Genomic DNA, 14577 nt, shown 5'->3' with positions numbered 1-14577 from the left:
CGTTCGAATGTGATGTGGACCGCGACATCCCGCCCGCTCGCCGACCTCCGACACGGGCGTGACTTTATCGGTTCCGCGACGGCTCCGGCGGAGCGGGCGCGGGCCCGGTCCGCGGCGAGCGCGGCGCACGCCTGGCCCGGTCCGCGGCCGGCGCGGTCTACAGCGAGGCCATGATGCGGCGCGGCGCGTCCAGGAACCGGCTCACGCCCTGGACGAGCAGCGGCGGCTGGTCGGTGTCGTCGCGCGACACGTTGAGCACGTAATAGACCTGCTCGATGGAGGGCGGGCCGACCGCGAGGGTGCGCAGCGCGGCCTGGCGGCTGTCGGCCTGTCCGGTGCGGACCAGATACGCGGCGGCCATCGAGCCCGTACGGCCGACGCCCGCGCCGCAGTGCACGAAGACCGGTCCCGGCGAGGTCCTCACGATCCGCAGGAACGTGTCGACCTGCCGCTCCGTGGGGGTCTGGCCGTCGCGGATCGGCAGCCGGACGGCGTGCAGGCCCGCGGCGGAAGGCAGGGCCAGTTCCGCGGGCGACAGATCCTCCGCCCTGAGGTCGACGACGGTACGGATGCCCCGGTCGGCCAACGCCCGGTAGCCCGCGGCGGTCGGCGCGGACCCGCGCCACACGTGCGGGTCGACAGCCAGGAAGTGGTTGATGCCCGCCGTCCGCTCGCCGGAACCGGCCGAGGCGCCGTGCCGCGCCCACGCGGAGACCGCGAGCATGCCGCCCGCGGAGGCGGCCCACAGCACGCCGTAGCCGAGCAGACAGCCGAGCAGCACTTTCGTCACCCGCCGCGCCCAGATCCGGGCGCCGGGGGCGGCGGGCGGTAGGGAGCCGGGCCCGAAGTCGCCCGCGGGATCGGGTTCGTGGTCGGTTCCGGGACCGCGCGCCGGGCCGCGGACGGAATCGCGTACGGAATCGCGTACGGGCCGCCGTAACGACGTCGGGGCAGGGACCGGGATCGGGATCGGGAGAGCGGCCGATTCGGACAAGCGGGGTTCACCACCTGGGGAGCGGAAACCTGGGGACGGGTGCCGCCGTCCCTCCCCGAGGGCAGCGGCCGTCCCGTCAGGCTAGCCGCTGCTTCCGGGGCCAGTGCCCGATTCCGGTACGCGGGCCCCCTGCCGGGGGCGCGCCGAGGGCGGGTCAGTGCGGGACTCCCGCCTGTCCCGTGCCCAGGACCTTGGCGTGGGCCCGGTTCACGCTCGCGTCCGAGAGGCAGCCGCGCAGCCGCATCATGTCGTGCGGACTGAGCGCGGGCCGGATGACGCCCGCGAAGACGCCGTCGGCGAGCCGCCCGAGGCTGGCGTCGGGGTTGAGCGAGGAGGTGGAGCGGCGGCAGCCCTCCCACAGGTCGCGGGCGGCCAGTTCACGCGCCCTGGCGTCGTCGGTGCCGTGCACGTCGATCCGGAAGACCACGGTGCTGGCCGCCGCGTCGGGCCTGGACTCCTCGCGGGTCTCGGTGGCCTCCGACAGCACATAGACGAGGTAGACCAGCAGCACGACCCCGGCGGCCGCGCCGAATCCGGTCAGCAGCGGGCGCAGTCGGCGCGCGGGCGGCACCGCCGGGTTGTCCTCCAGTTGGGTGATGACGCCGTGCACGCCGCCCGAGGGGGCGGCGAGCGGCGCGAGGCGGCCCGCGAGCCGCCGTTCCGCGCCCGGCCGCGCGGTGACCGCCGCGATCCGCTGGATCACCCAGGCGACACCGGACAGCGCGGCGCCGGTGACCATGAGGATCGGTACGAAGACGAACGTACGGTTGCCGCCGTCCACGCCGTCGCGGCTGTCCCCGTAACCGCCGCCGCTCGCACCGCCGTTGCCGTTGCCGTTGCCGAGCCAGCGGAAGGGGTGCGCGGAGGTCTCCCTGGCGTGTTCGAGGCGCTGCCGTACTTCCTCCATCCGGGCGTCCGCGTCGCTCAGCCGCCGTTCCAGACGGCCCATCCGGCCGAGCAGGATCACGCAGACGAGGAAGCCCTCGACGGCGAGGAGCAGCACCCCGCAGATGACGGCGCGCTGCCACTCCCAGCGGTAGAGGTAGATCACCAGGTAGATGCCCGCGGCCAGGGTGGACAGGCCGCCGAAGAGGTAACTGACGTACTTCACGCGACGGCCCCCTTGCGCGGTTCGTCCCGCGCTTCGAGCGCGGCGCGCCCGTCCCTGGGGGCGGGGGCGTCGTCGGACCCGCCCGGCTCCGCGCCCGGTGCGCCGGACGCGCCGCCCGTGGGCTCCACCGTCCCCGTACCGCCGCCTGTCGGCTCCACCGTCCCCGTGCCGCCGTCCACGGCGAGGCCGGAGCCGGGGGCGAACCGGCCGACGGCGTCGGTGACGCCCACGACGGTCGGCACGTGGTACTCGCGGGCCAGCACCGCCAGGTGCGACAGGACGCTGCCGGTCTCGGCGACCAGGCCCGACAGGCCCGGCAGCAGCGGCGCGAGCGCCGGGTCGAGCGAGCGGACGACGAGCACGGCGTCCGGCGGCCGTACGCCCGCGCCGTCCCAGGCGGTCCCCGCGCCCTGGCCGCCGCCCGCGCCCTGGCCCTCGCCTTGTCCCCGACCGGTACGGCCGCGGGCCAGGCTCACCGCCTGCGGTGCGCCGTCGGCGAGCCGGAAGGCGGCGGGCAGCGGCGGGGTCTCGGGGCGCGGGGTGCGCTCGGCCAGGTCGGCCGGACGGCCGCGGCCCGCGCCGACGCCCAGCAGTTCGTCCCAGCGCAGCAGCGCGATCTTGCGCCGCTCGCCGACCAGGCAGTACGCGTCCATCCGGGTGCCGATCTCGCGGACCATCGCGGCCTGCATCTCCTGCACCCAGCGGATGCGCAGCCGCAGCCCCTCACGGACGCTCAGGAAGCCGACACCGCGCGGGACTCCGTTCCAGCCGACGTGCTCGGGCAGCGGACCGCGCTCGCCCAGGGTGGGCGGCAGCAGGGTGAGCAGGACGGGGTGGTGGGCGATCAGCTCCGCGTCGGTGGCGCCCCGGCCGCGGCCCTCGGCCAGTACGGCCAGCGCCTCGCCCGCCGCCGTCGTCCCGCCGCCCGTACCGACGCTCGCGGCGCCGCCCGTACCCGTGCCGGTGCCGGTGCCGGTGTCCAGCAGCGCGCCCGCCAGGGACTCCTGGGCGTGCAGGGCGGACAGGGCGTTGCGTCCCCAGGAGACGGCGTTCAGCAGCTCGCCGCTGAGCATCTTCCGGGGCGCTCTGAAGTCGTGCAGCTGCCGGTCGACATCGGCCATCAGGTCCTGCGCGAGCAGCGGCAGCGCGCCGCGCAGCCGTCCGACCCGCCAGGCCGCGGCGGCGCGGCGGGCGCCGGGGGCCGGGTTGATGAAGTGCAGCACCGGGTGCGCGGGCGGTGTGACGCCGAGCAGCCGCAGGTCAGCGGCGGCGCGGCCCTCGACGGTACGGGCCACCGGCAGCTTGCGCAGCCGCCGCCGGGACGCGGCGCCCGCGATGTCCAGGGCCAGCGTCAGCCCGTGCGCCATCGGCGCCAGCCACAGGTCCTCCTCCAGCGGCTGGAGCACACCGGGCAGCGTCTCGCTCACCGGTCCCGGCCCCAACAGCCGTGCCCCGCGCGGCGGTCGGGCCGCCATCGCGGTGATCGGCCGCGCCTGGAACAGCCACAGCCGCCCGTCGTCCGCGAAGCCGAACTCGATGTCCTGCGGCCCGCCGTACACGCGCTCGGCGCGCCGGGCCAGCCGCACGAGCCGGACCAACTGCCGCCGGGTGAGCGGCTGCCGCTCCCGCGCGGTGAGGGTCCCCGGCTCCGGCCGCCGCTCCCGACGGCCGGGCAGCGGCCGTGCGAGCAGCCGGGTCACCCGGCCGTGCCCCGAGGGCGCGGGTTCGGTGCGCAACAGCCGTCCACGGCGGGTCAGTTGGTAGCGGACGCCCTGCGTGCTGCCGTCCACGAGGCGGTCGGGGCCGCCGGGGACCGCGCTGATCAGGACGCGGTCGTAGCGGCCCTCGACGGGGTCCGCGCCGAACATGACGCCGCCAGCGGAGGCCCGCAGCATGGGCTGGACCAGGACGGCCATGTCTCCGGGGAGGACTGCGGGTTCGGCCGCGTCGTCGGCGTCCCGTCCTGGCCCAGGACCGGGCCCCTGTCCTGGCGCGCTTCCTAATCCGGCTCCAGTTCCGGCTCCAGTTCCGGTTCCGGGTCCGGGTCCAGTTCCGGGTCCAGTTCCGGCTCCGGGTCCAGTTCCGGAGATGTCCTCCGCGGACGGCCAGGGCGGCGACGGCACGCGCGCGGCGGAGTCCAGCACCGCCCGCACCGCGTCGGTGAAGGCGTCCCAGCCGCGTACGTCGAGGACGGACTCGAAGCGGCCCGCCATGGACGACTCGGCGGTGTCCTCGTGCGCGGAGGAGGAACGGACCACCAGCGCGGCGCCGTCCGGTCCGCCCAGCTCCTGCCACGCGCGGCGCAGAGCCGCCGTCCCGGCCGGGGCACCGGGCGCGCGGGCGGCCGGGACGAGGGCGAAGCCGGGGAGCACCGGCAGCCCCCGCGCCGCCGCCCGGGCCAGATTCGCCGCCTTGGCCCCGGCCAGCGCGGCCTCGTGGGCCAAGGGTGATTCCAAGGGCACCACTGCCAGCTCTTCAGCGTCGACGCGCATCTGCGCTCCTTCCGCGGCTGCCGCCCGGGTAGGCGTGCACCGCCGGGCTCGTGGCCCGCGGCGGACGCGCCTCCTCGACTACAACGTCCCTTCACCCTGGAGACCTTCCCCATCCACCAACGTGACGTGAGGAACGCCTCATAGGTGACCGCCTACCCTCGAAACGGCGGTTTCCGGCCGCCCTGACAGCGGCCGGTCACCGGGCAGTTGACGCGCTGACGGGCTGCGCAGGCTGTCCCCCCAGCGCCAGAGGGTGACGGGCGGTCATGGGCCGACGATCCGAGGTGGCCGCCACGGAGATCCCCGGCCGTTCCCGTCAGGCCGCCGCCTCCAGGCGGCGTCTCGCGCTCGGGCCGATCACCGCGTCCCATGTGCCGCCCGTCTTGAGCCATTCGCGCACCAGGCGGCCGAAGTCGGGCCAGGAAGCGGCCAGTTCGACGACCCGGCGGTCGAACTGCGCGGCGCCCTCCGGCGTACGGCCGAGGAGCAGGCCGACGCGGTGGACCAGGTCGCGGGTGAGGACGGTCGGCCTGCGGTGGCAGCCGTCCGCCGCGGCGGCGAGCAGGGCGTCCAGGACGCCGGGGTCGCGTTCCGCCGCGAGCGCCATGTCGAGGAGTTCCTGGCGCAGCGGCCGGGACAGGTGGGTGCCGGGGGCGGCGAAAACCGGGAGGAGTGCGCGGCGGACGTCCGGCGGGTGGTCGGTCATGAGCGCGGCGGCCAGCGGCAGCAGGACGGCCCGGACGCCGGGGCCCTGTTCCAGCCGCCGGTCCAGGAAGCGGGCGACGTCGGCCGCGCCGTCCGGGTGGTGCAGCAGATGGTCCTGGGCCAGGGCGGCGGCGCGCCGGGCGAGGGCGGGCGAGGTGACCCCGGCCAGTTCGTCCAGCACCTCGGCGGTTCCCCCGTCCGGGTAGGGGGCGCGCAGCCGGGTCTGGAAGGCGGCGAGTACGGGTTCGGGGTGCGTGCCGAGGGCTGCCGCCAGTGCGCCCGCGGGCAGATGGGGATCGCCCGCCGCGAAGTGCCGCAGCGCCGCGTCGAGATGGCGGGAACGCGTCACCGAATCCCGTACCAGCAGCCCGAGCGCGGCGCCGTGCAGAGTGCAGTCGCCGGGGCGGGCCAGGATCGCGAGGGCCGCGTACCGCAGCAGTTCCCGGTCGGCCTCCGAGCGGACGAACGCGGCGGCACGGCGGCCGTACGAGGCTGCCGCGACATGGCGGTCGGGGCGCGGGTCGTGCGCCCACCGGTCGACGGCCCTGCACACGGCGGACGGCTCGTCCTCGGCGAGCGCGGCGAGCACTTCGTCGGCGCCGGGGTGCCCTGCGGCCACCAGCGCCTCGGTCAACTCGTCCACGGCGAGCCGCCGGTGGGTGTGCAGCAGCGCCTGCGCGGCGGACGCGACGGTCAGCCGGGGGCCGTCCGCGCCCGGCGCCGTCTGGAGCGGCCGGTCGTCGTCGAACCACCCGCACACCGCCGCCAGGGCCTCGGCCGGCGCCTCCCGCAGCAGCTCCGCGACGGCGGGCAGGAAGCGGGTCTCGGGGTCGGCCGGTTCACCGGGTACGGGCGGCCGGTCGGCGGGCAGCAGCAGCCGCAGCAGTTCGAGCCGTTCCCCCAGCGGCAACGGCACCCGCCGCCAGAACGCCGGGCCGAACTCGCCCAGCCCGCCGAGCCCTTCGGGCGTGAACCCTCCGCGCTCCACCGACCGCACCGCGACCCGTTCGGCCAACAGCCGCAGCACGCCCCGGTAGTTCCGCGCGTCTCCGAGCCGCGTCACCACCTCTCCCACCAGATGCGCGGCCCACCACACGGCATCCCCCCGCCGCGCCGACACCCCGTCCCCGCGCCGGGCCCGCGGCCCGCTCGCGAAAGACCGTCCTCCGCCTTCGCACGAGGAGTGGCCCCACGGCGCACCCCCGGTGGCCGCGCCCCCGCCCTCATCCGGCCCCCCGCACGGCCCCCGACCCGGCGCGCTGTCTCCGCCGTCCAGCCGCTGCCCCGAACCGACCGTCGCAGGACCGCCGCCGGAGGCCCGCTGCCCGCTGGCACCAGCCCCGGCCCCGCCCGTACCGCCACCGCCACTCGGCCACCCGCCGCACGCCACTGACCACCCCGCAGGACCGCCGCCGGACACCCCCGCACCGCCAGCGGGCACCACGCCCGCTCCCCCGCCCGGCGCTCCCGCGCTCCCGGCGAGCAACCCCACCGGCCCGCCGCCAACGCCCCCGCCCGTACCCCCGTCCGGCACCCCCTCGCCTCCGCCGCCCCCGCCTCCCTGGCACGGACCCGCGGGCGTCGGGCGGGGGCGCTGGCGGGAGCGGGGGTTCGGGACCGTCTCGGTGTCGAGGTAGGCGTCCGTGCAGGCGTCCCACGCGGGGCGGCGCACGGGGGCCGAGCGGCGCGGCGGCGCGGCCGGGTCCGGGTCCGGGGCGCTGACATGGCGGGTGGGGGCGATGGCCTGGTGGTCGAGGCGGTGGATGAGGTGGCGCAGATGGCGGGTCAGGGTGTCGGGGTCGGTGGCGAGCATGGCCTGGAGGACCGGGCCGAGGCGGTGGCGCGGGACGGGGAGGGAGCGCGGCCCCGAGGGCGGGGCGACGGCCGGGGCGGGCGGGACGGGCGGCTCGCCCGCGTGGACGGCGGCGGGCCGCTGCGGCAGCCGTACCGGCGCCTCCGTGCCGCCCGCCGGTGCCGCGAACCAGCGGTGGACCAGGGCGTGCAGGGCCGCGTCCAGGTCGAGGTGGAGGCCCTGGAGCCAGTCGGCGACCTCCTCGTGCGCGAAGCGGTATCCGGCGCCCGCGGGCACCAGCAGCCCTTCGGTGAGGACGGCGGACGCCCACCCCGTACGCCACGGGAAGAGGTCTTCGAAGGACTCGCGGTCCAACTCGCCCTGCCCCGGCCCCAGACAGCGCCGCGCCGCCTCGTGCACCTGCCCGGCCACCCGCGTGGCCAGCCGCCGTACGCCGTTGCCGCGTACCGGCCGCTCGGCGCTCGCGGCCAGCCGGACCGCGATCCGCAGGCACACCAGGTCCAGGTGGGCGGCGAAGATCTCGGCGCGGGTCGGCGCGGCGCCGTCCGTGGCGGTGCCGCCGGGCAGCGACGCCTGGATCTCGGAGAGCAGGCGCAGCGCCAGCGGGTGCGCGGCGTCGGCGGGCCGCAGGGCGTCCGGCGCCAGGCCGTGGCGGGTCCGCGCGCGGACCGCCTGGACGTCGGTCAGGTCGCCGAGCCGCAGGCAGGGCGGCAGCGCGCGGACGGCGACGTACGGGGCGGGCGGCGGCGCGTACGCCATTCCCGCGGGCAGCAGCGACCCGGCCTGTTCCCAGAACTCCGGGCGGCAGCCGACGATCAGCCGCACCCCGCCCGCGCGCAGCCAACTCGCCGTGCCCGCCGTCCAGTCGGCGAGCGCGTGCGCGAGGACCGGGGGCATCTCCTCGGGCGCGTCGAGCAGGACGAGCAGCGGCCGTCCCGCGGTCCGCGCGAGCGCCGCGACGGCGTCGGGCGAGGCGAACGGCGGGTCGCCGCCCACAGCGCCGCCGCGCCCGGCGGCGGCGCACACGATCCGGGCGGCGGTCCGCAGCGAGCGTTCGACGGCGTCCTTGATCCCGCCGTCGCCCGGCCGCAGTTCGGCGCCGCGCAGCCAGACGGTCGGCGCGGGTTCCGCGCCGCGCGCCCGGCGGGCCGCCAGCGCGGCCAGTTCGGTGCTGCGCCCGCTGCCGGGGTCGCCGACCAGGCCGAGCACCAGCGGCGCGGTCTCCCCCCGCGGCGCGAGGAAGTCCCGTAGCGCGTCGGCGACTTCGGGCCTGGCGACCGGCTCCCGCCACTGGCCGGGCCCGGCCGCGGAGCCGACCGACGTACCCGTGAGCTGGAGCGCGCCCGCGAGGTTGAGGTGCGGACCGTAGGCGGGCACCGTCGCCGCGTTCCTGGCCAGCAGCGCGGCCAGCGGTTCCGGCGTGCCGGGTCCGGCCCGCAGCGGTACGGCGAAACCGGCCGCCCGGTGTCCCGCGTGCAGCGCGGTGACCGCGACCGCGAGTACCGCGCCGGTCGCCGCGTCGATCAGCGGCGCGCCGGAGGACTGGGGCGCGACCCGGCTCATGTCGGTGGCGCCGAGGCCCAGTTCGTAGACCTCCTCCAGCAGGTGGAAGCGGTCGGTGGCGGTGTACGTGACGGACGCGGTGCCGAGGACGACGCCGTCGGTCCACTGCGGGACCTTCAGCCGTACCCGTCGCTCGGGGTGGGCCGGGCCGCGGGGCGCGATCGGCAGCGGCGGCAGATTCAGCCCCTCGGTGGCGACCAGCGCGAGCCCGGCTTCGGGCAGTACGGTGATCGCTTCCGCCTCGACCAGGCACACCTGGTCCCCCGGCGCGTGCAGCACCAGCCGGGCGAGCCCGTCGACCGCCTCGTGACTGGTCACCATCGTGCCGTCGGCGTCCGCGAGGAAACCCGTCCCGCGTGGCCGTCCCGCCAGGTCACAGACCCGCACCAACGCGTCGTCCACGTCGGCCCCGCGTACCGCCATCGGGCACCTCCCCCACCGCCGCGCCCCGTTTCGTCCCGCTTCGACGGTAGGTGCCCGATGATCTCCCGCCTAGATCGCGGAGGAAAAGCGCCCCCCTATGCTCCCTCGCTTCACTCCGAGCGCCCGCCCATTGGGGTGATTTCCGGGTTCCGGATGGATAGGGAGACGTGAGGGGGGACCGAGGGGGATCGTGGAGCGGGGCCGCTCAGGGGACAGACGGCCGCGCTCCACGGTGTCCAGAGCCCGGCCCGGTCACACCGGGCCGGGCACGGGCGCAGGGGGGACGGACGGCTATTCCGGGAAGACCGCCACGATCTTCACCTGGCCGTCCTTCTCCTCCACCAGGGCCAGGAAGCGGCCGTCGGGGCCGAAGACGGCGGTCGGCCCGTCGGGCAGCGCCGGGGCCTTGATGCGGACGCCGTTGGCCAGCAGCCGGGCCTGGTCGGCGTCCACGTCCCAGCGCGGGAAGGCCGCGTCGGCCGCCTGCTCGATCGGCACGACCGTGCAGGACTCCTCCAACTGCTCCAGCGTGCGCGCGGTGTCCAGCCCGTACGGGCCGACGCGGGTGCGGCGCAGCGCGGTCAGGTGGCCGCCGACGCCGAGCCCGGCGCCCAGGTCGCGGGCGAGGGCCCGGATGTAGGTGCCGGAGGAGCAGACGACGGTCACGTCGAGGTCGACGGCGCCGACGGCGTCCTCGGGCTCGTCGACCCGGCGCATGTCCTGGACGGTGAAGGAGTGGACCGTCACCGGCCGGGCGGCCAGTTCGAACTCCTCGCCCTCCCTGACCCGGGTGTACGACCGCACGCCGTTCACCTTGATCGCGCTGACCTTGGAGGGGACCTGCTGGATCGGGCCGGTCAGCGCGGCGATCCCGGCGTCGACGCTCTCCCTGGTGACCCCGGTGGCGTCGGCGACTGCGGTGATCTCGCCCTCGGCGTCGTCCGTCACCGTCGTCCGGCCGAGCCGGATCGTGGCGACGTACTCCTTCTCGGTGAGCGCGAGGTGGCCGAGCAGCCGGGTGGCCTTCTCGACGCCGAGGATCAGCACCCCGGTCGCCATCGGGTCCAGCGTGCCCGCGTGCCCGACCCGCCGGGTCCCGGCCAGCCGCCGCATCCGCGAAACCACCCCGTGCGAGGTGAGCCCGCCGGGCTTGTCGACGACGACAAGCCCGGACGGGGCCCCCTTCCGCGCCCGGCTCGCCTCCGGTCGCTCAGAGCCGGTATGTGTCATGCGCTTGCCGGACCGCCCTCGGAGTCGGGCCGGGTGTCCGGGTCGGCGGCGGCCGGGACGTCGAGGTCGTCGTCGTCCAGTTCGTCGTCGGACGGCTTGCGGTACGGGTCCGCCTCGCCCGCGTACTGCGCGTCGGTGGCGGACTTGCGGACCTCCTCGTCGGCCGCGCGGGCCTTGGCGAGCAGGTCGTCGATGGTCTTGGCGTTGTCGGGCAGGGCGTCGGCGACGAAGGCCAGGCTCGGGGTGAACCGCACCCCGGTCTGCCGTCCGACCTCGGAGCGCAGCACACCCTTGGCGCTCTCCAGGGCCGCGGCGGAGGCCGCCCGCTCCTCGTCGTCTCCGTAGACCGTGTAGAAGACGGTCGCCTCCCGCAGGTCGCCGGTGACCCGGGTGTCGGTGATCGTCACGTACCCCAGCCGCGGATCCTTGATCCGCCGTTGCAGGGTCTCCGCGACCACGACCCGGATGCGGTCGGCCAGCTTTCGCGCCCGCGCGGTGTCGGTCATCGTCTTCTTCTCTCTGTGTCCTTGGGCGTTCTGCTCACTCGTCGTCGCCGTGGATACGCTGCCGTGCGGACAGCAGTTCCACTTCGGGACGGGCGATCATCCAGCGTTCGCACCGGTCGAGTACGTCCTTGAGGTGTCCGAGGTCTCCCGACACCACCGCGATTCCTATTTCGGCCCTGCGATAGAGGTCCTGGTCGCCGGTCTCCGCCACGCTCACCGCGAATTTGCGGTGCAGCTCGGCGACGATCGGACGGACGAGGGACCGCTTCTCCTTCAGGGACCGTACGTCACCCAGGAGCAGGTCGAAGCACAGCGTGCCTGCGTACATGGGTACGACGTTACAGCCGACGGCCGGGGCCGATCGACGGGATTTCTCCCGCCGACCGGCCCCGGCCCCGGACCGTCGCCCGGCCGTACGGCGTACCGCACGGCCGGGCAGCCGCGTCAGCCGCGCGGCTTCTCGCGCATCTCGTACGTCGCGATGACGTCGTCGATCTTGATGTCGTTGTAGTTGCCGAGGTTGATACCGCCCTCGTAACCCTCACGAATCTCGGTGACGTCGTCCTTGAAGCGGCGCAGGCCGTCGATGTTGAGGTTCTCCGCGATGACCTTGCCGTCGCGGAGCAGACGGGCCTTGGTGTTGCGCTTGACCTCGCCGGAGCGGACCAGCACACCGGCGATGTTGCCGAGCTTGGAGGAGCGGAAGACCTCGCGGATCTCCGCGGTGCCCAGCTCGACCTCCTCGTACTCCGGCTTGAGCATGCCCTTGAGGGCCGCCTCGATCTCCTCGATGGCCTGGTAGATCACCGAGTAGTAGCGGACGTCGACACCCTCGCGCTCCGCCATCTGCGCGGCACGGCCGGCCGCACGGACGTTGAAGCCGATGACGATGGCGTCGGAGCCGGTCGCCAGGTCGATGTCCGACTCGGTGACCGCACCCACACCGCGGTGCAGGACCCGGATGTCGACCTCGTCGCCGACGTCGAGCTGGAGCAGCGAGGACTCGAGAGCCTCCACCGAACCGGACGCGTCGCCCTTGATGATGAGGTTGAGCTCCTGGACCAGACCTGCCTTGAGCGCCTCGTCCAGGTTCTCCAGGGAGAACCGGACACCCTTGCGGGCGAAGCGGACGTTGCGCTCGCGCGCGGCCCGCTTCTCGGCGATCTGGCGGGCGGTGCGGTCCTCGTCCACGACGAGGAAGTTGTCGCCCGCGCCGGGCACGTTGGTGAGACCGAGCACGAGGACGGGGGTCGACGGGGTCGCCTCCTCCACGTTCTCGCCCTTGTCGTCGAGCATCGCGCGGACTCGGCCGTACGCGTCGCCGACCACCATGGTGTCGCCGACCCGCAGCGTGCCGCGCTGGACCAGGACGGTCGCCACGGCGCCGCGGCCGCGGTCGAGGTGCGCCTCGATCGCGATGCCCTGCGCGTCCTGCTCCGGGTTGGCCCGCAGGTCGAGCGAGGCGTCCGCGGTCAGGACCACGGCCTCCAGCAGGGAGTCGATGTTGAGACCCTGCTTCGCGGAGATGTCGACGAACATCGTGTCGCCGCCGTACTCCTCGGCCACCAGACCGAACTCGGTGAGCTGTCCGCGCACCTTGGTCGGGTCGGCACCCTCGACGTCGATCTTGTTGACCGCGACCACGATCGGCACGTCGGCCGCCTTGGCGTGGTTCAGCGCCTCGATCGTCTGCGGCATCACACCGTCGTTGGCAGCGACCACCAGGATCGCGATGTCGGTGGACTTGGCGCCGCGGGCACGCATGGCGGTGAACGCCTCGTGGCCCGGGGTGTCGATGAAGGTGATGGCGCGCTCTTCGCCGTTGACCTCGGTGGCGACCTGGTAGGCACCGATGTGCTGGGTGATGCCACCGGCCTCGCCCGCGACCACGTTGGTCTTGCGGATCGCGTCGAGAAGCCTGGTCTTACCGTGGTCGACGTGACCCATGACGGTCACGACCGGCGGGCGGGAGACGAGCATCTCCTCGCCGCCCTCGTCCTCACCGAACTCGATGGAGAACGACTCGAGCAGCTCGCGGTCCTCCTCCTCCGGGCTGACGATCTCCAGCACGTAGTTCATCTCGCCGGCGAGCAGCTCCAGCGTGGAGTCGGAGACCGACTGGGTCGCCGTGACCATCTCACCGAGGTTGAGCATCACCTGAACGAGCGACGCCGGGTTGGCGTTGATCTTCTCGGCGAAGTCGGTGAGCGAGGCACCGCGCGACAGGCGCACGGTCTGGCCGTTGCCGCGGGGCAGCAGCACGCCGCCCACGGACGGGGCCTGCATGGCCTCGTACTCCTGGCGCCGCTGACGCTTGCTCTTACGGCCGCGCGCCGGACGGCCACCGGGGCCGCGACCGAACGCGCCCTGCGTGCCACCACGGCCGCCCGGACCGCCGGGACGCCCGCCGAAGCCGCCGGGACGGGGACCGAAGCCGCCGCCACCGCCGGGAGCACCGCCACCGGGGCGCGGGCCGCCGAAGCCGCCACCGCCGCCACCGGGACGACCGCCGCCGCCGGGACCCGCCGGACGGCCGGCGAAACCGCCGCCGCCGCCGGGACGCGCGCCGGGACCGCCGCCGCCGGGACGGCCGCCGGGACCACCGCTACGGCCGCCGGGGCCACCGCCGGGACGCCCGCCCGGGGAGGGCGCGGGCCGCTGCGGCATCATGCCGGGGTTCGGGCGGGGGCCCGAGGACTGCGGGCGGGGCATGCCGCCGGGGGACGGACGCTGTCCGCCGGGACCGCCTGCCTGACCACCGGGGCGCGGGGCGCCGCCGGGACGCGGCATGCCGCCCGGGGCTCCCTGGCCGCCGGGGCGGGCGGGACGGTCGTCACGCCGGTCGCCGCCGGGACGCGGGGCGCCGCCGGGGCGCTGCATTCCGGTGGAGCCGCCGGACGTGAAGGGGTTGTTGCCGGGACGCGGGCCCGCGGGACGGGCGCCGCCGGGGCGGGCACCGCCCTGGCCGGGACCGGCGGGACGCGCGGGGCGGGCCCCGCCGTCACGGGTGTCGCGCTGGCCGGTGCCGCCGCTCTGGGCGGGGGCCGGGCGCGCCGGGCGCGGGCCGGGGGTGGCGCCACCGCTGCGCGGCGCGGCCGGGGCCGCGGGCGCCGACGGGGGTGCCTGGAACTCCGCCGCGGGCACCGGAGCCGCCGGAGCGGGCTTCGGGGCGGGCGCGGCGGGGGCCGGCTTCGGACCCGGGCGCGGGCCGGAGCCCGCGGGGGTCGGTGCGGTACCGGCACCGGCGGCCGGGCCAGCGCTCGGGGCGACCGGGGCCGCGGGCGCGGCCGGGGTCACGGGGCCGCCGGCGGCCGGCTTCGGCGCCGGGGCAGCGGGACGGGCCGGCGCACCCGGGGTGGGCGCGGCCGGCTTGGCGGCGGGCGCGCTCTTGCGCGGCGCCGCGGGCTTCGCAGCGGACTTGGTGTTGCCACCGGGCCCCTGGAAAGCGTCAGTCAACTTGCGGACTACCGGCGCCTCGATCGTCGAGGACGCCGAACGGACGAATTCGCCGAGTTCTTGGAGCTTGGCCATGACGACCTTGCTCTCGACTCCCATCTCCTTGGCGAGTTCGTATACCCGGACCTTAGCCACTTCGCTCCTTTTAGGTCCGGGGTGATCGTCCGCCGGACCGTCGCTACTTCATGGGCGTACTCATCGCGTACTCATCGAGTGCTCATCGCAATCTCGACCTACTTCCATCTCGCGAGGTACCTGACCGCACGGTGACCCGTGCCGTTCTT

8 protein-coding genes and 1 pseudogene are annotated in these 14577 nt (G+C 75.7%); all 9 read right to left on the bottom strand.

The genetic code is table 11. The annotated features are described in order from the left end of the window. Positions 1 to 157: 157 nt before the first annotated feature. Positions 158 to 994 carry a phosphatase domain-containing putative toxin gene (locus ACZ4EF_RS12295; RefSeq protein WP_467504155.1) on the bottom strand — a complete coding sequence of 279 codons (837 nt, stop codon included), beginning with the start codon at positions 992 to 994 and terminating at the stop codon, positions 158 to 160. Positions 995 to 1148: 154 nt separating this feature from the next. Beyond that, positions 1149 to 2105 (bottom strand): hypothetical protein, encoded by a 957-nt coding sequence (locus ACZ4EF_RS12290; RefSeq protein WP_467504153.1) that lies wholly within the window; start codon positions 2103 to 2105, stop codon positions 1149 to 1151. Continuing rightward, positions 2102 to 4021, bottom strand: a complete 1920-nt coding sequence (locus ACZ4EF_RS12285) for a PEP/pyruvate-binding domain-containing protein (protein ID WP_467504179.1) — start codon at positions 4019 to 4021, stop codon at positions 2102 to 2104. The genes ACZ4EF_RS12290 and ACZ4EF_RS12285 overlap by 4 nt, the downstream gene beginning before the upstream one ends. 225 nt (positions 4022 to 4246) lie before the next feature. Next, positions 4247 to 4597, bottom strand: a pseudogene (locus tag ACZ4EF_RS12280) (PEP/pyruvate-binding domain-containing protein); the annotation flags it as partial. A 316-nt stretch (positions 4598 to 4913) separates the two neighbouring features. After that, positions 4914 to 9101, bottom strand: coding sequence for a serine protease (locus ACZ4EF_RS12275; RefSeq protein WP_467504151.1), 4188 nt, complete (start codon positions 9099 to 9101; stop codon positions 4914 to 4916). A gap of 291 nt (positions 9102 to 9392) precedes the next feature. Beyond that, complete coding sequence (truB, locus tag ACZ4EF_RS12270; protein ID WP_467504149.1) at positions 9393 to 10331, bottom strand: tRNA pseudouridine(55) synthase TruB; 939 nt, start codon at positions 10329 to 10331, stop codon at positions 9393 to 9395. Continuing rightward, positions 10328 to 10837 carry a 30S ribosome-binding factor RbfA gene (rbfA, locus tag ACZ4EF_RS12265; protein ID WP_391050311.1) on the bottom strand — a complete coding sequence of 170 codons (510 nt, stop codon included), beginning with the start codon at positions 10835 to 10837 and terminating at the stop codon, positions 10328 to 10330. Before rbfA ends, truB begins: the two co-directional genes overlap by 4 nt. A gap of 34 nt (positions 10838 to 10871) precedes the next feature. Continuing rightward, the gene (locus ACZ4EF_RS12260) at positions 10872 to 11165 is read right to left on the bottom strand and encodes a DUF503 domain-containing protein (RefSeq protein WP_355349778.1); all 294 of its coding nucleotides are present in this window, start codon (positions 11163 to 11165) and stop codon (positions 10872 to 10874) included. Positions 11166 to 11281: 116 nt separating this feature from the next. Continuing rightward, a complete protein-coding gene (gene infB, locus ACZ4EF_RS12255) occupies positions 11282 to 14428 on the bottom strand; it encodes a translation initiation factor IF-2 (RefSeq protein ID WP_366823806.1) in 3147 nt (1048 codons plus the stop codon). Positions 14429 to 14577 lie beyond the last annotated feature (149 nt).

It is taken from the genome of Streptomyces sp. NPDC025721, assembly GCF_055558595.1.
The sequence above is the reverse complement of the archived record's forward strand: the minus strand, read 5'-3'. Positions and strand labels throughout refer to the sequence as shown.

What these genes read in the sequence shown, in the direction of transcription:
- ACZ4EF_RS12285 (WP_467504179.1), bottom strand. Translation starts at nt 4,021, where the DNA reads ATGGCCGTCCTGGTCCAGCCCATGCTGCGGGCCTCCGCTGGCGGCGTC.
- ACZ4EF_RS12275 (WP_467504151.1), bottom strand. Translation starts at nt 9,101, where the DNA reads ATGGCGGTACGCGGGGCCGACGTGGACGACGCGTTGGTGCGGGTCTGT.
- truB (WP_467504149.1), bottom strand. Translation starts at nt 10,331, where the DNA reads ATGACACATACCGGCTCTGAGCGACCGGAGGCGAGCCGGGCGCGGAAG.
- rbfA (WP_391050311.1), bottom strand. Translation starts at nt 10,837, where the DNA reads ATGACCGACACCGCGCGGGCGCGAAAGCTGGCCGACCGCATCCGGGTC.
- ACZ4EF_RS12260 (WP_355349778.1), bottom strand. Translation starts at nt 11,165, where the DNA reads ATGTACGCAGGCACGCTGTGCTTCGACCTGCTCCTGGGTGACGTACGG.